This window comes from Rhodococcus sp. NPDC060176 (genome assembly GCF_042728675.1).
GTDB lineage: Bacteria > Actinomycetota > Actinomycetes > Mycobacteriales > Mycobacteriaceae > Rhodococcus_F.
In genome coordinates this window covers 210,576-228,813 of sequence record NZ_JBHWYS010000007.1, presented here as the reverse complement: position 1 = coordinate 228,813, position 18,238 = coordinate 210,576, and the positions used below count along the sequence as shown (strand labels likewise).

Genomic DNA, 18,238 nt, shown 5'->3' with positions numbered 1-18,238 from the left:
ACTCAGATTGCGTCGCCCGGCCCCACGCGAGGCTTCGGTGCGCGCAGCTTACGGATCTGCGACGCGCGAACGAACGCGTACCAGCCGAGCTTGAATCCGCCGTCGGTGCTGTCGGGGAAGCGCTCGGCGACGCGGTTGTTGATCATGCGTCCGAGCCAGATGCCTTCACCGACCATGAAGAGCATCATCACGAGCATTGCCAGCGTGACGATCTGCTGGAGCGCGGGCGTGACGAACATTGTCATGATGAGGATCAATGCGAGCGGCATGAACAGCCCGACGAGGTTGCGGCGAGCATCGATGAAGTCACGGACGTAGGCGCGAACCGGGCCCTTGTCGCGGGGGAGCAGGTACTTGTCCTCGCCGGCGAGCATGCGGGCGCGGCGGTCTGCGGACGATGCGCGACGCTCGGCGGCTTCGGCCTTGCGGTCCTCCTTGGAGCCGCGGGTCGCCTTGCGGCGGGCGCGGGCTTCCTTCGCGGTCAGCGGGGCAGGCGCAACCGGGCCACGCCTCTTCGCCTCGGCGTCACGACGCTTGGGTGTTGGGCGGCCCTTGCCCACCTGCTCGATGGGCGCCTCTTCGGAGGCCGAGGATGCCTCAGTGCCCTCGACGTCACGTTTGTCGGAGTTGTCTGAGTCACCGCGGCGTAGCAATTTCACACCTCCAGGCTATTGGATAAGTGCACGGTCTGGGAAACCGACCTCGGTCTTTCTGAAAATCACAATCGCGCAAGACGCTTAAACGCTCGAGAAACCGAAACATCGGGGTCATTCGGCACTCTTAGACTTCGGTTATGCGAGTAATAGTTGCTCCAGATTCATTCGGCGAGACCCTGACCGCCGTCGAGGCGGCCGAGTCCATTTCTGCCGGTTGGCGACGCGGCCGACCCGATGACGACATCGTCACCGCTCCACAATCGGACGGGGGACCGGGATTTGTCGACGTCTTGGCCGCGGCGGGGGGCGACATCCGGTCCGCGCGAGTATCCGGACCGCTGACCGCGGGCGTCGACGCGAAGTGGCTGCTCGATTCGGGCACGGCGTACATCGAGTCGGCCGAAGCAGTCGGGCTCGGCCGACTCGGAGGTCCGCCGACGCGTGCGAGCGCACTCGCCGCGCACAGTCGCGGTGTCGGAGAACTGATCGCGGCTGCGCTCGAGGAAGGCGTGAAGACGATCGTCGTCGGACTTGGTGGGAGTTGCTGCACAGACGGGGGACGTGGACTGGTGGAGGCGCTGGGCGGCCTGGAGGCTGCAACGGCGGCTGCGGCGGGCGTTCAGTTGGTCGCGGCCACCGACGTCGAACACGTACTTCTCGGCGAGCACGGTGCGGCAGCGGTGTTCGGCCCGCAAAAAGGCGCCGACGCCGAGGCAATCGCCGTCCTCGAAGCGAGAAATGCGATGTGGGCAGAACAGTTGGAGTCCATCAGCGGGAAGGGAGTGTCGGATCTTCCTGGCGCCGGCGCCGCAGGTGGTATCGGTGCTGCGCTGTTCGCGCTCGGTGCGCAGCGGGGATCCGGGGCCGACGTCGTCGCCGATCGGACCGGGCAGGCAGCGCTATTGGAGTCTGCCGACCTGGTGATCACCGGCGAAGGCAAGTTCGACCACCAATCGCTGCGAGGCAAACTCGTCACAACGCTCGCTTCGGCCGGGGCAGCGCACGGCGTTCCGACGCTCGTTTTTGCCGGCCAGGTGACGCTCGACGAGCCGGACTATGCGTCGACCTCGATCGTCGAGGCGAAATCGGTGACAGAGTTCGCGGGTTCGGTGGAACGTGCGATGAACGAAGCGTCGGCGTGTCTCGAGGGACTCGCCGAACATACGGCGCGCGAGTGGAACATCTGGCGCGGTCAACAGAGCGCAGAATCCACCAGCGTCGACGCGCCGTTGCCGTGACGGGAAGACCGGATAGGATGAAGACGAATCGCACCCGGTAAGGACTGGCGGGAATAAGTCGGCAGCGGCGTACCGTTGAAGCGTTCACGGGTTGGTACGAACATTAGGGAGAGCCCATGACTGTGCAGAACGAGACCGCCACCCACGGCGTCAAGATGACCGAGGCCGCATCCGCCAAGGCGAAGGCACTCTTCGATCAGGAGGGTCGCGACGACCTCGCGCTGCGTATCGCAGTGCAGCCCGGCGGCTGTGCCGGACTGAAGTACCAGCTGTTCTTCGACGACCGCACGCTCGACGGTGACCTCACCGTCGACTTCAACGGCGTCAACCTGGTTGTCGACCGGATGAGCGCGCCGTACGTCGAAGGTGCGTCCATCGACTTCCTCGACACCATCGAGCAGCAGGGCTTCTCGATCGACAACCCCAACGCAACAGGCTCCTGCGCCTGCGGTGACTCGTTCAACTGAGTCCGTCGATCACAACTCAATTCGCAAACAACTGACGCGGAACCGACATTCGGTTTCGCGTCAGTTGTTTGTGGTGACTCGTACCCAGGCGGTTCCGATCTGACGGCTCGGGTGCCAAAGACGGCGCTACGGGCAGTAACGTGAACTTTTGCTCCTCTTTCATTCTTGTACTCACTTCGCTGAAAGGCCACGATCCGTGACTATTGCGGTAACCGGTTCCATTGCCACCGACCACTTGATGCGCTTTCCCGGCCGCTTCGCCGATCAGCTCCTCGCCGATCAGCTCGCCCACATTTCGCTGAGCTTCCTGGTGGACGACCTCGTGATCCGCCGCGGCGGCGTCGGCGGCAACATCGCCTACGCAATGGGCGTGCTCGGTGGATCGCCGTTGCTCGTCGGTGCGGTCGGCGCGGACTTTGCCGAATACCGCACCTGGCTCGAGGACAACGGCGTCGATTGCAGCGCGGTCCGCATCTCGGACAAGGCACACACCGCGCGTTTCGTGTGCACCACCGACGAGGACATGGCGCAGATCGCGTCGTTCTACCCCGGCGCGATGAGCGAGGCCCGCGAGATCGAACTCGCAGCAGTGGCCAAGACCGCGGGTGCGCTGGATCTTGTGCTGGTCGGCGCAAACGACCCCGAAGCAATGGTTCGCCATACCGACGAATGCCGCCTGCTCGGAATTCCGTTCGCAGCTGATCCGTCGCAGCAGCTTGCCCGCCTGTCCGGTGACGAGGCCAAGGCGCTCATCCACGGTGCGAAGTACTTGTTCACCAACGAGTACGAGTGGGGTCTGCTTCAGCAGAAGACGGGTCTGAGTGAGGAAGAGATCCGCGCACAGGTCGGCATCCGCGTCACCACCCTCGGCTCCAAGGGTGTGGAAATTGTTGATGCCGAAGGTAATTGGGTGCGCGTCGACGTAGTGCCCGAGACGGGCAAGGTTGATCCGACGGGTGTTGGCGACGGCTTCCGTGCCGGCTTCCTGCTCGCACACGGCGCTGGTCTGAGCTTCGAGCGTGCCGCCCAGCTGGGATCGCTGGTCGCTGTGTTGATCCTCGAGACCGTCGGAACCCAGGAGTGGGTGTTCAACCGCGACGAGGCCCTCAAGCGTCTCACCGAGGCGTACGGCAGCGCGGCAGCGGACGAGATCGCAACGATTCTGCCCTAGGGGGCTGCGCCCCGTGAGTGGTTGAGGAGTCCGGAGACTCCCTAACCGCTCACGGGGCCGAAGGCCTAGATATTGACCGGGTACACCGGTTCCTGGATCTGCGGCACGATGCGCTTCTCCACGAAGATTCCGTGCCAGACCATGAAGGTCAGGACGGTCCACAGGCGTCGGCTGTGGTCCGAAACGCCCTCGCGGTGATCGTTGAGCATCTTCACGACGGCCTGCTTGTCGAAGATGTGGTCGGTTCCCGACTCTTCGATCTGCAGATGTGCCCAGTCGAAGAGTTCGGTGCCGCGAAGCCAGTGGCGCAGGGGAACCGGGAATCCGAGCTTGGCGCGGTGCAGAACATGGTGCGGCACAATACCTTCCAGGGCCTGACGCAGCGCGTACTTGGTTGTGTCCTTCGTGATCTTCTGATCGAGCGGAACGCGTGAGGCGACGTCGAAGACCTCGGGATCGAGGAACGGCACACGCAGTTCCAGCGAGTTGGCCATCGTCATCTTGTCGGCCTTGACAAGGATGTCGCCTCGCAGCCACGTGAACAAGTCGAGATGCTGCATCCGGGCAACCGGATCCCAGTCCCGAGACTGCGCGTAGATCGGTGCGGTGACGTCCCGGTGAGTCCACTCGGGTCGGAAATCGCGCAGGACGGCGCGAAGCTGAGCGTCGTTGAAGCTACGAGCGTTGCCGTAGTAGCGCTCCTCGAGCGTCAAGGAACCGCGGTTGAGCAGACTCTTGCCGCGAGTGCCGTCCGGGATGCGTTCGGACAACTTGCCCGCGGCCCGACGCAATCCCTTGGGGAGGTACTCGAAAGGCTTGAGCGACAACGGTTCACGGTAGATCGTGTAGCCGCCGAACAGCTCGTCGGCGCCCTCGCCGGACAGCACCACCTTGACGTGCTTGCGAGCTTCCTTCGCGATGAACCACAGTGGAATCAATGCCGGATCGGCCACCGGGTCGTCGAGGTACCAGACGATCTCGGGAATGGCGGCGGCGAACTCGGCGGGGGAGACCACCTTGACGACGTGCTTCGCGCCGATCGCTTCGGCGGATTCTGCAGCAACGTCGACCTCGGAATAGCCCTCTCGTTCGAAACCGGTCGTGAAAGTGATCAGGTTGGGGTTGTGACGCATCGCCAGCGCCGCGATGGCAGTGGAGTCGATACCGCCGGACAGGAACGAACCGACGGTGACGTCGGCGCGCATGTGCTTGGCAACCGAATCCTCGAGTGCCTCGGCGATTTCCTGGTAGCGCGCCTTCTCCGTGCCCGGCGCAAAAGGCTTGGCCGGGAACTTCGGCGTGAAGTACCGCGTGAACGTGGGCTCCTCGCCCGGACGCACCCGCGCGAAGCTGCCCGATTCCAGGCGTCGGATCTGCTTGTGCAGTGTTTCCGGCTCCGGTACGTACTGCAGAACGGTGTAGTGCTCGATGGCGCGCGGATCCAGTTCGGTACCGATGCCGATCAGGTCGGTGAGTTCGAGCAGGCTCTTCTTTTCGCTGCCGAACGCGGTGCCGCCGCCGCCGGTCGCGATGAACAACGGCTTGATACCGAACGGATCGCGCGCGATGAACAGCTCACGTGTGTCGGTGTCCCAGATCGCGAACGCGAACATTCCGCGCAGGCGCCGGACTGCATCTTCACCCCAGTAGTGGAATGCAGCGACGATGGCTTCCGAGTCACCCTCGGTGAAGAACTTCGCGTCGTGGTCCTTGACCAGCTCGGCGCGGATCTCCAGATAGTTGTAGATCTCGCCGTTGAACGTGAGCGCGTAACGCTCCGGATTCTCCGGCGGGCCCCAACGCAGCGGCTGGTGGGAATGAGCGATGTCGATGATCGCCAGGCGGTTGAACCCGAAGACGAGGTGGTCGTCATTCCACGTCCCGTGTTCGTCCGGCCCGCGGTGACGAAGGCAATGCATCGCCTGGTCGACCCGCGAGACGGCGTCCTCGCTGGTTCCGCCAGATGTCAGTAGCCCGAGCAGTCCACACACAGCGTCCGGTTCCTCGATTCAGAATTTTTCGTACAGAAGGCTCCCGGACACGAGTGTCGGGGAGAGGTCAACGAACTCTTGTCGAAAGTATGCCGCAGATCGACGTCTCTGCCGATCGCGGCGGAATGAATCGACGTGATGTGCGTCGCCCAAACGACCTGAGCCGTTCCTGAGCAGCACCTGAGAGAGCTGTGTGACGTCCGCCGCGACACGGGCGAGGACCCGAGGATGGATAGCGCCCGGCTTTGGTCTACGCTGCGTAGTAATTGGGCCTTCCCTCCGGGCATGCCCTAGTTGAATTTTGTGGCGATCAGGAAGGCGTGAACGTGGCGCAAGGTCGGATCCTTCGGCGAGCGGGGCTGGCAGTATCTCTGGGCATTGCTGCCTTGCTGCTGTCGGGTTGCTCCATCGACAACGAAGTGCTTCGTTTCGGGTGGCCTTCGGGCATCACCCCAGAGGCGACGCGCATGCGTGAGCTGTGGACGTGGTCGGTTGTAGCCGCCCTCGTCATGGGTGTGCTGGTGTGGGGGTTGGTCTTCTGGGCCGTCATCTTCCACCGTAAGAAGAAGGACTCGCCGGAATTCCCGCGTCAGACGGCATACAACGTGCCGCTCGAACTCGGTTACACGGCAGTTCCCTTCGTCATCATCGCGGTTCTCTTCTACTTCACCGTCATCGTTCAGAACCATGTTCTGGACAAGACGGACAACCCTGACGTCGTCGTAGACGTCACGGCCTTCCAGTGGAACTGGAAGTTCGGCTACCGCTCCATCGAGTTCGGTGACGGTTCCGCCAAGTACAACGGAATCGACGTCGAGGCCGAAGAGGCTGCCAAGACCGAGGGCTCCACCGTGAACGAACACGGCGAAGAAGTTCCCGGCCCGATCCACGGCAACAGCACCGAGGACCTGAGCTACCTGCACTACGACAAGATCGAGACCGTCGGCTCCAGCCAGGAGATCCCGATCCTCGTTCTGCCCACCGGCAAGCGAATCCAGTTCGAACTCGCTTCCTCGGACGTCATCCACGCATTCTGGGTGCCCGAGTTCCTGTTCAAGCGCGACGTTCTCCCGAACCCCAAGGAGAACCACTCGGACAACATCTTCCAGATCAGTGAGATCGAGAAGGAAGGCGCGTTCGTCGGGCGTTGTGCAGAAATGTGTGGCACGTTCCACGCGATGATGAACTTCGAGGTTCGTGCGGTTTCGCCGGAGGACTTCGCCAAGTACATCGAACTGCGCAAGGGTGACGCGGAGGGCAAGGGTGGTCTGACGACCGCTGAGGCTCTGCAGGCAATCGGTCAGTCGCCGGTGGCTACGTCGACCACGCCGTTCAACACCGACCGCGAGTACCGTCAGGCAACCGTCGCCACTGCAGGCAACTGAGCCGGCCAGCCTCTTCACTGAACAAGGACAAGTGCTGATATGAAGATCGAAGCCAAGCTCTTCGAGATCCTGACGATGTTCTTCATTCTCGTCGCGATCATCTACGGAGTGTTCACCGCTCTGTCACGCACAGGTATCGAGTGGGCCGGACTGACGGCCATCGTCCTGTCTGCAGGTCTGACGCTCATCGTGGGTACCTACTTCCGCTTCGTTGCTCGTCGTCTGGATACCCGTCCAGAGGACTACGACGACGCTGAAATCTCGGACGGTGCAGGAGAACTGGGCTTCTTCAGCCCGGGTAGCTTCTGGCCGATCCTGCTGGCCGCCGCTGCTGCTCTGGCGGCAGTGTCGCTGGCGTACTTCCAGCCGTGGCTCATCGCAGTCGCAGTTGTGTGTGTGCTGGCCGCTGCTGCCGGCCTGGTGTTCGAGTACTACACCGGACCCGAGAAGCACTAGTTTCACCTGCACTCGAACAGAGGCGCCGAATCCATCCGGATTCGGCGCCTCTGTTGTCGTTGATGCAGGGTTGTCGTTGATGCAGGTGTAGGGCGGACAAGCTTGCCGAGTATCAACGGCTGTCGGTCAGACGTGGAGTAGGTACTCGAGGTCGTAGCGGTGTAGACCATCGACGACCTCGAGCTCGAGAGTGCCCGAGATACACTTCAATTCGCCGGTTCCGGACCCCGGCACGATCTCGTACAGGAGCTCCTGCGTTCCGTCGATCATCTGACCGAACTGCTGCAGGGCGAACGACCCCACCGCTTCGTCGACTTGCCCGGTGACAACCTCCAATGCGACGTACCCGGCTTCACCGTGTGTCGGGTCGCCCGCGGACAGCATGAGGCCGGACGACGTACCTTCGATGCCGCCGACGAATGTCTTGTCGAACTCGAAGCGGCCGACGCGTCCGGCGAGCTCAGGATCGGCAGGGCGGAGATCGATCTCGAAGGTGCCGCGCGCATGGGATGTCATGGTCCGAGTATCTCACCAGGCGGCAACGCCTCGTGGGGACTCTCGAGAACGTGCGACACTTCGCCTATGATCCTCGAACATGCCGTCCTGCAGGTCGATCCGGCGCAGTCAGCGCAATTCGAGTCCGCGTTCGACGTGGCCCGCGCCATCATCTCCGAGGTTCCCGGATTCATCAGGCTGCGGCTCTCGCGCTGCGTGGAAGCGCCGGAACGGTACCTCCTGCTCGTCGAGTGGGAGGACTTGGAGTCTCACACCATCGGGTTCCGTCAGTCCGCGGGATACGAGAAGTGGCGAGAACTTCTCCATCACTTCTACGAACCGTTCCCGACGGTCGAGCACTATTCGTCCGTCTTCGAGGTCTGAGATTGGGCGTACTGCCCTTCACACCGGCCGCATACGGCGAACCGGGGGAGTGGCAGAACACCTGGTGGTTCTTCGAACTGAATCGCTCAGAGAACGAGTGAGGCCCCGAACCGGAATCCGGTTCGGGGCCTCACTGGTCAGCTGTCGTTCTTAGTGGAGTTCTCCACTGGAACCGTTGGTCTTGCCGTTGGTTCGGTTCTGGTAGTCCAGAAGGATCTGAAGCTGCTCGTGCTCAGCTTCGTGATGAGCGGCTTCGAGAGCCTCGCTCTCCTCGACCGGGTCAGCGGTGATGAGGCTACCGCTACCGGGCTTACCGGCGAGGCCGAGCTTGTTCATCTTCTTCGGGACAGCTGCACCCTGGTACTCGAGCGGGATCGGGTGTCCGTGCTCGTCGACGGGGCCGAGCGGCTGGTGGATCTCGATGTACTGGCCGTTCGGCATCCGCTTGATGATGCCGGTCTCGATGCCGTGCTCGAGGACTGCACGGTCACTGCGTTGCAGGCCGATGCAGAACCGGTACGTCACGAAGTACGCAATGGGCGGAAGGATGACCATGCCGATACGGCCGATCCACGTCATTGCATTCAGCGAGATGTGCAGGTGGTACGCGATGATGTCGTTGATGCAGGAGATCGTGAGCACCAGGTAGAACGCGATGGACATTGCACCGATAGCGGTACGGACCGGCACGTCGCGCGGGCGCTGCAAGATGTTGTGGTGAGCGTCGTCTCCGGTGAGGCGCTTCTCGATCCACGGGTACGCGATCAACAGTGCGAACACGAGACCCATGATCAGGGCGACGGCGAACACAGCGGGGATCGTGTAGCGGTTGAACAGGTAGATCTCCCACGCCGGCCACAGTCGAGCAAGGCCGTCCGTCCACATCATGTAGATATCGGGCTGGGAACCAGCCGAGACCTGAGACGGGTTGTACGGACCGATGTTCCACACGGGGTTGATCTGGAACAGACCGCCGAGCAGTGCGAGCACGCCGAAGGTCATGGCGAAGAACGCGCCACCCTTCATCGCGAAGACCGGGAGAATACGAACGCCGACGACGTTCTGTTCCGTACGGCCGGGGCCGGGGAACTGCGTGTGCTTCTGGTACCAGACCAACGCGAGGTGGCCGGCGATCAGGGCCAAGATGATGCCCGGGAACAGCAGCACGTGCGCGACGTAGAGGCGCGGAATGATGAGGTCGCCGGGGAAGTCGCCGTCGAAGATCAGCCAGTGCATCCAGGTACCGACGATCGGGATACTCATCGTGATACCACCGAAGGCGGCGCGGAGGCCGGTGCCCGAGAGCAGGTCGTCGGGGATGGTGTAACCGAAGAAGCCTTCGAACATCGCCAGGATGAGCAGCAGGCAGCCGATGACCCAGTTCGCTTCACGCGGGCGGCGGAATGCGCCGGTGAAGAAGATGCGAGCGAGGTGAACGATGATCGACGCCGCGAACATCAGTGCAGCCCAGTGGTGAATCTGGCGAACGAAGAGACCGCCGCGCACCTCGAAGGAGATGTTCAGGGTCGTCTCGTAGGCGCGAGACATCGTCACACCGCGTAGCGGCTGGTATGCGCCCTGGTAGACGACGTGTGCCATCGACGGATCGAAGAACAGCGTCAGGAACACACCGGAGATCAGCAGGATCACGAAGCTGTACAGCGCGATCTCGCCGAGCATGAAGGACCAGTGCGTCGGGAAGACCTTGTTGATCTGCCTGCGCATGCCTGCAGCGAGGTGGTAGCGGGAGTCCATAGCCTCCGCGTGTCCAGCCGCTGCCGCGCTGATCTTGGACGGTTTGGTTGTTGTTGTGGTCACGGTCGACGCTCCCAAAATGCCGGGCCGAGTGCTTCGATGAAGTCACCGTCGGCGACCAGGAAGCCCTCTTCGTTCACTGTAATAGGCAACTGCGGAAGTGCGCGAGCAGCGGGACCGAAGATCGGCTTGCCGTAGGTCAGTGCGTCGAACTGCGACTGGTGGCAGGGGCACAGAATACGGTTGCTCTGCTGTTCGTAGAGCGAGGTGGGGCAACCCAGGTGGGTGCAGATCTTCGAGTAGGCGAAGTAGTCGCCGTAGTTGAAGCTTTCCTGGCCCTTGCGCTTGGTGACACGCGCGGTGTCTTCCGTGCGCAGGCGGATGAGCATCACCGAGTTGCGAATGCCGCGCAGTGCTGCGAGCAGAGCATGCTCGTCGCCACGGTCGGACTCGCGGAACGGGAAGACCGTTTCCATCGATCCGGCATCGAGATCTTCCGGGCGAACGAGGACGATGTCCTCGGGACGGCCGGTGTCACGACGCAGGTAGATGGTCTCGCCCGGGTAGTTGGGGGTCCAGCCGGACACCCACAGGGGTGAGTCGTCGCCCTTGGCCCACGGGTTCTTGATGAGTCCGCCGAGAGGCATGACCATCATGACGCCGAGTGCGCCACCACCGAACATCAAGCTGCGCTTGATGGCCTTGCGGCGGGGGAGGGTGGACGTATCGAGGGTGTCACCGAGTTCGGCAACGATCGTGCGACGATCGACCTCTGTGGAACCACCGTCGTGGCGATCCTGGATCGAAACCTCTTCGGGGATGAACTTCTTCGTGAACTGAACGGCACCGATACCGACGCCGAGGATCGCCAGACCCATGGTCAGGCCGATCAGCGGGGTGTACAGGCTGTACTTGCCGTAGTTCTCGTCACCGGCACCGGCGTACTCCCAGGGCCAGAACAGGTAGATCGCGATGAACGCGATCGCCGAAACGCCGGCGAGGCCGAACCAGAAGGCGACGTTGCGCTCTGCGCGCTTCTCCGCCCTGGTGCCCTTTACCGACCAACGATCACGGCGGTAGACGACGTCGACGCCATCGAGATTGGTACCCAGCTTGACCAGGTCGTCGCGTGACATCGCGTCGAGCTCTTCATCTGTGTACTTCTTAGGCGTATCGCCGCCATGCTGGCCAGCGTCGCTCATGACCTTGCTCCGATCCACAATGCTGCACCGACGACAGCGATGATTCCGACGGCCCACATGGCGAGACCCTCAGAGGCCGGACCGAGGCCACCGAGCCCGTACCCACCGGGGTCCTTCGACTCGCCCGACGACTTGACGTAGGCGATGATGTCCTTCTTCTCCTCGATCGTCAGCTGACGATCCGAGAACTTCGGCATGTTCTGGGGGCCGGTAACCATGGCAGCGTAGATCTGCTGCTCGCTGGCCGGATCCAGGACCGGGGCGTACTTGCCCGAGGACAGTGCGCCGCCGCGGCCGGTGAAGTTGTGGCAGGAAGCGCAGTTGAGCCGGAAGAGCTCACTGCCGCGTCCGATGTCGCCACCGCGCAGCGAGGACTGGGCGATTTCGCCGTTCTCGTCGCGGATGAGCGTCGGGCCGCCGCCGTTGGCCTGGATGAAAGCGCCGAGGGCGTCGGTCTGCGCAGCATCGAACTTGGGGTCCTTGCGTGCAGCCTGGGCCTCGTTGCGAGCTGCGGGCATACGACCAGAGGAGACCTGGAAGTACACGGCTGCTTCGCCGACGCCGATGAGGCTGGGACCGCGGTCCTGCACGCCCTGCAAGTTCGCGCCGTGGCACGTGATGCATGACGTGTCGTAGAGCTGCTTGCCTTCACGAATCAGGGCTGCTGAATCGTCACTGGCGGTCGCAACCTGCGGAGCTGGTGTCAACGCCGAAGCGAGGAAACCTGCGCTGATCAATCCCATCATCAATACGAGCGCGCCGGTAACGCGCCGGCGGATTTTCCGCTGGCGACGCGACTTCGCGGCATTCGCTGAGTTATCGGATGCGGGAGGGGGGGATGAACTCATCTGTATCCCTTTGGTATGTCGGGACGGAACTGGACGTCAGGGGCTGCCTGGGGCGTACAGCTGATTAACGGATGAAATAAATCGTGGCAAACAGCGCGATCCACACGATGTCGACAAAGTGCCAGTAGTACGAAACAACGATCGCGGCGGTGGCCTGGGCGGGCGTGAACTTGCTGACCCGGGTACGTGCGATCAAGAAGACGAAGGCGATGAGACCGCCGATGACGTGCAAACCGTGGAAGCCGGTGGTCATGTAGAACACCGAGCCGTACACGCTGCTCGAAATCGTGGTGCCCTCGTGCACAAGGTGGTAGTACTCGTAACCCTGGCCGGAGACGAAGAACGCCCCCATGATCAAGGTGATGGTGTACCAGCGACGAAGTCCGAAGACGTCGCCACGCTCAGCCGCGAAGACACCCATCTGGCAGGTGAACGAAGATGCGATCAGCACCAAGGTCACCGGCACGGCCAGATACAGGTTCAATTCGGTTGGCTCCGGCGGCCAATTTCCGTTCGCCTGAGCTCGTGCCACGAAGTACATGGCAAAGAGTCCTGCGAAGAACATGAGCTCACTTGACAACCACACGATGGTGCCAACGCTGACCATATTCGGCCGGTTCAGCGAGTGCACGCGTTGGGTGATTGCCGATCCTGAAGTCCCTACTGCGCTCGTCACAGACAGAAGTATGACGCTTCGTCGTAAGAGACGACCACTCGGGTCCACCATCGGCGCGTCGCTCGGCTCGAGTTCGCGGGATCGGGCGGCGAACGCGCTGGTGGCGTGGTCGGAATATGCTGGCGCGATGGCAGCTACACACAAGAGTAGACCGTGGTTCCTGAGAATTTTCGGCACAAAGATTCCGACGCCGCTCGACGCGGGGCGGTCGGATCTGGTCGTCGTCGCCGAGGGCTTCGACGACGCCGAGGCGAGTTCGACCGCTCTCGAACGTGCCGGCTCCACCGAGCCGAAGTTCCGGGCGGAGTCCGAAGTGGTTCTGCGGCACCATCTGGACCTGCCGGAGGGTGCGGTTGTCGATGCCGAGAACATCGTCGCCCAGGACGGCTATGTGCGAGGCGTGAGTCGGCCCGAGGACGTGGCTCAGGCGGTCGAGAATTCGGTTCGCGTCATCTTCGAGCGTGTCCAGGTGCTGGACGCCCTGCATTGCTCCCAGGAGCGATCACGAATGGCCGGTCTGGCCCAGCGACTGGGTGGTTCGGTAGCCGGGTGGGATGCGCTTCAGCCCCCACCCCTTGCGGAGGCGACACCCAAGCGCGGCCGCCGAAAGTCCTGAGCGGCCCTATTCGGTGTCCTCGCTACCTCACTGACTAGGCTGCGAGGGTCAGAGACAGCACGTAAAGACAGCACGAAATCCAGCCCACATGAACGACAGGGGACCAAGGCACTATGGCCGGCACCGACGCATCCAACGCCGTGAACGTCGATTCGAGTGCAGTGGTGCGGTCCTGGCCGATGATTCTCGGATTGCTCACGGACGGCAGTGACTTGTCGGAGGCGGACTCCCGTTGGGCGATGGGCGAGATCATGTCGGACAACGCCACTTCCGCTCAGATCGCAGCTTTCGGCGTCGGGCTGAAGATGAAGGGCGAAACTCCTGCGGAGTTGGAAGGGCTCGCTGCCGCGATGCTCGAACACTCCCGGCGCGTGCCGGTCGATTCCGACGTCGTCGACATCGTCGGTACGGGCGGTGACCGCTCCAACACCGTCAACATCTCGACGATGGCCTCGATCGTGGTTGCCGCGTCCGGTGTGCGAGTTGTCAAGCACGGCAACCGCGCTGCTTCGTCCAAGAGCGGCGGAGCCGACGTGCTCGAGGCGCTCGGCGTTCGCATCAACCTCGGGCCGGAGCAGGTGGCGAGGTGCGTCGAAGAGGTCGGCATCGGCTTCTGCTTCGCGCCGGTCTTTCATCCCGCACTGCGCTTTGCAGCGGTGCCCCGCAAGGAAATCGGCATCCCGACGGCGTTCAACGTGCTCGGTCCACTGACCAATCCGGCTCGCCCGCGCGCCGGCCTGATCGGGTGCGCATTTCCGAAGCTGATCTCGGTTGTCGCGGGAGTACTTGCGCAGCGCGGCAATTCGGCATTGGTGGTGCGCGGAGACGACGGACTCGACGAGCTGACCACCTCCACGACTTCGACGGTCCACATCGTCGGCGGCGGAAGTGTGCGAACCGTCACGCTGGATCCGCGTGATCTCGGAATCGACCGCGTTCCTCTCGAGGAGTTGCGCGGAGGAGACGCCGAAGTCAACGCCACGGTCGCGCGAACGCTGCTCTCCGGGCAGAAGGGCCCCGTCCGGGACGCGGTCTTGCTGAATGCGGGAGCAGCCATCGCGGCATTCAACGGTGTCGGCGACGACCTCGAGGGTGCGATCTCTGCCGGGATGGACGCCGCCGCTGCCGCGATCGACAGCGGCGCGGGCGCTGAACTGCTTCACAAGTGGGCGGCACTCACCGCCGATCTGGCTGACCAAGCCTGATCGACGTCAGTCGAAGAGGCGTCGATCAGGCTCGGTCGACGGGCTACTCGCCCAGAGAGAAACCGGCTTCGACGTCAGCGCTGGAGAACGACTGGAATGCAATGTGTGTGGCGGTTCGGAGAACACCGGGCACCTTGTTGATTCCTCCGGTGACCACGTCGGCGATCTGGGCGTGGTCACGTACTTTCACGATGGCGATCAAGTCGACGTCACCTGCGCACGAGTAGACCTCGGTCACTCCGGACAGGTCGGCGACGGCCTGAGCGGTTTCCGGGATCCGGGCGGACTCGGCGTGAATCATGACGATGGCGTTGATCATTTCTCTCCTCGATTTCCCGGCGGGTTGTGATGACCCGGTGGTTTCGATCGAGCTTAGGGGTGCCGCCCCGCCGTTACGTCATCGATGTTCGGATTCGGTACCGGCTCGCGCGAGTCGGCACCAGGCTTCCCACTTGCCGGCGCCGCCCACCGGTTCGACGTAGCCGGATGTCGCCGACACGATTCGGACACCGTCCGATCCGAGCCATCTGGCGATCAGTCCCAGTTCTTCGGGCGAGGCGCCGCGAAACGGGGCGTCGTCCGGCAACACGGTTTCGGCGGCTGCTGTGATGGCGTCGACGACGGGCATCGGGTGTGTTCCGCGCCCGGCGAGTCCCGCGGAGGCGAGCCGTCCGGATCGGATCACGGACAGCTCCCAGCCGCCGTCCCCCGTGGGGCGGGCGAGAACGAGTTGTTCGATCGCCGCGACTGCGGCGAGCCGCTGTGTTCGCCGCACTGCGGTAGCGACTGCGACGGTTCGGTCACGCAGACGAGCAGCATTCTCGAACAACGCGTGTGCGGACAGCTCGTCGATCCGCGCCTGCATCTTTTGGAGAGGAGCGTCGTTGGTCCCCCGGAAGAAACCACGCACAGCCTCAGGGGCCGCCGCGTAGTCCTCTGCAGTGATTTCCGGGGCCCAGGAGGCCGGACACGCTCCCAATTCGCGAGCGGGGCAGTCAGGGCCATGGACGGCGCCCCGCCCCAGTCGCTTGGTGCAGGTGCGTAGCCGACTGAACTCTGCGACGGTTTCGGCGACGTCTACTGCATCGGCGCGAGAGGTGAACGGGCCGATCGACTCGGCCGTCGGCGTGCGAACCACGGACAATCTCGGGAATGCCTCGTCCGTCATGGTGATCCACCAACCGCGCTTGGGAAACTTGGAGCGGCGGTTGTACGGCGGCGCATGCGCGCTCAGCAGGCGCAGTTCGCGGACCCCGGCTTCCAAAGCATGCGCGCACTCGACGTGGTCGACGCGAGTGGCCAGCGCGACCATTTCCTTCATACGGCCGCGCGTCTCCGAACCGGTGAAGTAATTGCGGACGCGGCGTCGTAGATCGGTAGCAGTTCCTATATAGAGGGCTTCGTCCGAAGGACCTCGGAAAAGGTAGACGCCGGGGCTTCTCGGCAGGTCGGCGGCAAAGGACCGTTTGGCCCGTTGATGCGACGAAATATTTGGCAGGTAGTCGACGAGTTCGCTGTAACTGTGGACGCCCTGGTTTCCGACCCTGTCGATCAGTCCGTGGAGGACGTCGACGGTCGCACGCGCGTCGTCGAGAGCCCGGTGCGTCGGCTGGGTGGTCACTTGGAAGAGATGGGCGAGTGCGGAGAGCTTCACCGAAGGTGCTTCGTCGCGTGTGAGTACCCGTCGGGCGAGTTTGACGGTGCACAGGACACGGAATGCCGGCCACGGGCGTGCGCTGCGTGACGCCGCTGCTTTGAGGAAGCCGATGTCGAACGGCGCGTTGTGTGCCACCAGCACCGCGCCCTCGGCGAACTCGAGAAATGCAGGCAGGACACGCTCGATCGGCGGTGCGCCGATCAGCATGGCCGTGGTGATTCCGGTCAGCTCGACGATGTACGGCGGAATCGACCGGCCGGGGTCGACGAGTGTGGCCATTTCACCGAGTACCTCGCCGCCCCGGATCTTGACGGCGCCGATCTCGGTGATGGAGTCCTGGTCGGCGCTTCCACCTGTGGTCTCGAGGTCGACGACGACAAACGTTGTCTCGCTCAGCGGTGTGTCCAACTCGTCGAAGCTCAGTTGCCGCCCGACGTCGAATTTCTCCCCGTCGGAGAACGGGGGCGGAGACGGAAATTCTCGGGCCGAGGCGGGACTCACATCGCAGACAGTAGAAGGACCCCCCGACAGGAATTGGCGAGTGCTGACGCGGAATGCGGTTCACTCCGACTTCCATTGGGAAAGCAGCGGATCGACCCCCGACAAAAGTATGAGAGACGAGGATCACACTTGTGGTGGGAACTCGCGAATGCGGCCTTGCGCCTACTTGCCGGTAGGGCGATTCGTGAGGTTGTTGCTACGACGATCAGTCGCCGAAAATGCTGGATTGATCGAAACAGGTTCTAGTTTCAAGTAATCGGCGTTGAACTGCAGGGAAGATCGGATTGTCGGGTTTGGTGACCCTTGCCAGTGGGTATCAAGCGCAGGTTTGCGGGCCAGGTGAGCCTCGCCGAACAGACCTGTTGTTATCTCTTCGTGACCCGTTGGGAGTATCGCGGGCGCGGCAGCACGATTTCCGGCGAATCGGACGCGATTGTCACGAAGCGGTCGACATCGTCGCGATCATTTCGTAACCTTCCTGAGACCTAACGAAGTCTTGCCGGACCAAACAGGACCGGCATCGTCAGGAACCGCCTAATCGGGATCTCCGCGAGGAACCCGAACCGGGAACCCAAGTTTCCACTGGGGTGAATCCCGCCTGGGGTGCAGCACGCACGATCGCTGCAGACCACGCGGGTAGGGCTGATCTTCCCAGCCCGAACCCGTCAGCTAACTCGGTCGGCGGATGAATGGAAGAAATGGAGCACCCCTTAAGTGGCGTCACAGAGTTTCAAGCGTTCAGCGCAGTTGGCAGTAGCCGGCGCGCTTGCAGTCGGTGCATTTGCTGCAACCGCTGCACCTGCCTCGGCAGACCCCATCACGATCCCCGGCGTCGGCACCTTCGAGGTTCCGGGCGTTTCTATTCCTCAGTTGCCGGTCATCCCGGGCATCACCGACATCGCACCGGCCGCACCGGCCGCTCCCATCTCCAGTGTTGGTGAGCAGGCAGTTCGCGCCGCCGAGAGCAAGCTGGGCTCCCCGTACGTGTACGGCGCATCCGGCCCGGACGCATTCGACTGCTCCGGACTGGTCCAGTGGGCATACAAGCAGGCCGGCCTGAACCTGCCCCGCACGAGCTACGACCAGGCTGCAGCCGGCGTTGCCGTTGCGCAGTCCGATCTCCAGGTCGGCGACGTGATCTCCTTCTACGGCGGATCGCACTCGGGCATCTACGCCGGCAACGGCAATGTCATCCACGCGTCGACCGCTGGTCAGCCCGTGAAGCTCGCACCGGTGTCCTCGATGCCGTACGACGGTGCGCGCCGTTACTGATTTCTGATCACGCTCGACGGCTGTCTCCGGTAGGCAGTCGGAACGATCCGCCGCTGCAAGGCGGCGGAGCTCGGGGGAGCTCCGGATCTTCGAATGTGGGCCTCGAATCTTCTGATTCGAGGCCCACATTTTTGGTTTCTCGACAATCCGCCAGTACTTCACCCCGACACGCCTACCGGCGAGTAGACACAAACGTATGCCGTTCCGTAACCTTACCGAGACATTGCGCGGCCGAGACAGGTACTGTGGATAGTTGACAGCCA

The 18,238-nt window shown here is 63.0% G+C and carries 18 protein-coding genes and 1 riboswitch; of the genes, 9 read left to right on the top strand and 9 right to left on the bottom strand.

Going from position 1 to position 18,238, the window contains the following annotated elements:
• Positions 1 to 2: 2 nt before the first annotated feature.
• Positions 3 to 659, bottom strand: a complete 657-nt coding sequence (locus ACFWEM_RS27050) for a DUF3043 domain-containing protein (RefSeq protein WP_007730051.1) — start codon at positions 657 to 659, stop codon at positions 3 to 5.
• Positions 660 to 793: 134 nt separating this feature from the next.
• On the opposite strand from ACFWEM_RS27050, the gene ACFWEM_RS27045 reads away from it, so the two are divergent.
• From ACFWEM_RS27045 to ACFWEM_RS27035, 3 genes are all read left to right on the top strand, one after another.
• Positions 794 to 1,894 (top strand): glycerate kinase, encoded by a 1,101-nt coding sequence (locus ACFWEM_RS27045; RefSeq protein ID WP_378538849.1) that lies wholly within the window; start codon positions 794 to 796, stop codon positions 1,892 to 1,894.
• A gap of 116 nt (positions 1,895 to 2,010) precedes the next feature.
• Complete coding sequence (locus ACFWEM_RS27040; RefSeq protein WP_007730053.1) at positions 2,011 to 2,361, top strand: iron-sulfur cluster assembly accessory protein; 351 nt, start codon at positions 2,011 to 2,013, stop codon at positions 2,359 to 2,361.
• A 196-nt stretch (positions 2,362 to 2,557) separates the two neighbouring features.
• Entirely contained in the window at positions 2,558 to 3,532 is a 975-nt protein-coding gene (locus ACFWEM_RS27035) for a carbohydrate kinase family protein (RefSeq protein ID WP_378538848.1), read from the top strand.
• A gap of 65 nt (positions 3,533 to 3,597) precedes the next feature.
• Here ACFWEM_RS27035 and asnB read toward each other — a convergent pair whose 3' ends face one another.
• Positions 3,598 to 5,523, bottom strand: coding sequence for an asparagine synthase (glutamine-hydrolyzing) (asnB, locus tag ACFWEM_RS27030; protein ID WP_378538847.1), 1,926 nt, complete (start codon positions 5,521 to 5,523; stop codon positions 3,598 to 3,600).
• Positions 5,524 to 5,843: 320 nt separating this feature from the next.
• Here asnB and ACFWEM_RS27025 point away from each other — a divergent pair, with 320 nt between their 5' ends.
• Together ACFWEM_RS27025 and ACFWEM_RS27020 are read left to right on the top strand one after the other, a co-directional pair.
• Positions 5,844 to 6,908, top strand: a complete 1,065-nt coding sequence (locus ACFWEM_RS27025) for a cytochrome c oxidase subunit II (RefSeq protein ID WP_030537048.1) — start codon at positions 5,844 to 5,846, stop codon at positions 6,906 to 6,908.
• A 39-nt stretch (positions 6,909 to 6,947) separates the two neighbouring features.
• Complete coding sequence (locus ACFWEM_RS27020; RefSeq protein ID WP_003941723.1) at positions 6,948 to 7,364, top strand: cytochrome c oxidase subunit 4; 417 nt, start codon at positions 6,948 to 6,950, stop codon at positions 7,362 to 7,364.
• Between the two features lie 126 nt (positions 7,365 to 7,490).
• On the opposite strand, the gene ACFWEM_RS27015 is transcribed toward ACFWEM_RS27020, so the two are convergent.
• Complete coding sequence (locus ACFWEM_RS27015; RefSeq protein ID WP_378538846.1) at positions 7,491 to 7,880, bottom strand: DUF3224 domain-containing protein; 390 nt, start codon at positions 7,878 to 7,880, stop codon at positions 7,491 to 7,493.
• Positions 7,881 to 7,946: 66 nt separating this feature from the next.
• On the opposite strand from ACFWEM_RS27015, the gene ACFWEM_RS27010 reads away from it, so the two are divergent.
• Entirely contained in the window at positions 7,947 to 8,243 is a 297-nt protein-coding gene (locus ACFWEM_RS27010; RefSeq protein ID WP_378538845.1) for an antibiotic biosynthesis monooxygenase family protein, read from the top strand.
• 150 nt (positions 8,244 to 8,393) lie between these two features.
• On the opposite strand, the gene ACFWEM_RS27005 is transcribed toward ACFWEM_RS27010, so the two are convergent.
• The 4 genes from ACFWEM_RS27005 to ACFWEM_RS26990 form a co-directional block, all read right to left on the bottom strand.
• Positions 8,394 to 9,998 carry a cytochrome bc complex cytochrome b subunit gene (locus ACFWEM_RS27005; protein ID WP_378538906.1) on the bottom strand — a complete coding sequence of 535 codons (1,605 nt, stop codon included), beginning with the start codon at positions 9,996 to 9,998 and terminating at the stop codon, positions 8,394 to 8,396.
• 59 nt (positions 9,999 to 10,057) lie between these two features.
• Positions 10,058 to 11,200: a ubiquinol-cytochrome c reductase iron-sulfur subunit gene (locus ACFWEM_RS27000; RefSeq protein WP_020908103.1), complete on the bottom strand. Its 1,143-nt coding sequence runs from the start codon at positions 11,198 to 11,200 to the stop codon at positions 10,058 to 10,060.
• A complete protein-coding gene (locus ACFWEM_RS26995; protein ID WP_020908102.1) occupies positions 11,197 to 12,048 on the bottom strand; it encodes a cytochrome c in 852 nt (283 codons plus the stop codon). The genes ACFWEM_RS27000 and ACFWEM_RS26995 overlap by 4 nt, the downstream gene beginning before the upstream one ends.
• A gap of 64 nt (positions 12,049 to 12,112) precedes the next feature.
• Positions 12,113 to 12,724 carry a heme-copper oxidase subunit III gene (locus ACFWEM_RS26990; RefSeq protein ID WP_020908101.1) on the bottom strand — a complete coding sequence of 204 codons (612 nt, stop codon included), beginning with the start codon at positions 12,722 to 12,724 and terminating at the stop codon, positions 12,113 to 12,115.
• A 127-nt stretch (positions 12,725 to 12,851) separates the two neighbouring features.
• Between ACFWEM_RS26990 and ACFWEM_RS26985 the strand changes: the two genes are divergently transcribed.
• On the top strand, positions 12,852 to 13,340 hold the full coding sequence (locus ACFWEM_RS26985; RefSeq protein WP_378538844.1) for a hypothetical protein: 489 nt from the start codon (positions 12,852 to 12,854) through the stop codon (positions 13,338 to 13,340).
• 113 nt (positions 13,341 to 13,453) lie between these two features.
• On the top strand, positions 13,454 to 14,545 hold the full coding sequence (trpD, locus tag ACFWEM_RS26980) for an anthranilate phosphoribosyltransferase (protein ID WP_378538843.1): 1,092 nt from the start codon (positions 13,454 to 13,456) through the stop codon (positions 14,543 to 14,545).
• Positions 14,546 to 14,588: 43 nt separating this feature from the next.
• Here trpD and ACFWEM_RS26975 read toward each other — a convergent pair whose 3' ends face one another.
• Both ACFWEM_RS26975 and ACFWEM_RS26970 read right to left on the bottom strand, forming a co-directional pair.
• Positions 14,589 to 14,864, bottom strand: coding sequence for an Lrp/AsnC family transcriptional regulator (locus tag ACFWEM_RS26975; protein ID WP_003941677.1), 276 nt, complete (start codon positions 14,862 to 14,864; stop codon positions 14,589 to 14,591).
• A 78-nt stretch (positions 14,865 to 14,942) separates the two neighbouring features.
• Positions 14,943 to 16,625 carry a DEDD exonuclease domain-containing protein gene (locus ACFWEM_RS26970; protein WP_378538905.1) on the bottom strand — a complete coding sequence of 561 codons (1,683 nt, stop codon included), beginning with the start codon at positions 16,623 to 16,625 and terminating at the stop codon, positions 14,943 to 14,945.
• Between the two features lie 599 nt (positions 16,626 to 17,224).
• Positions 17,225 to 17,403: riboswitch (cyclic di-AMP (ydaO/yuaA leader) on the top strand.
• 14 nt (positions 17,404 to 17,417) lie between these two features.
• Between ACFWEM_RS26970 and ACFWEM_RS26965 the strand changes: the two genes are divergently transcribed.
• Positions 17,418 to 17,975: a C40 family peptidase gene (locus tag ACFWEM_RS26965; RefSeq protein WP_151531771.1), complete on the top strand. Its 558-nt coding sequence runs from the start codon at positions 17,418 to 17,420 to the stop codon at positions 17,973 to 17,975.
• The last annotated feature ends 263 nt before the right edge of the window (positions 17,976 to 18,238 follow it).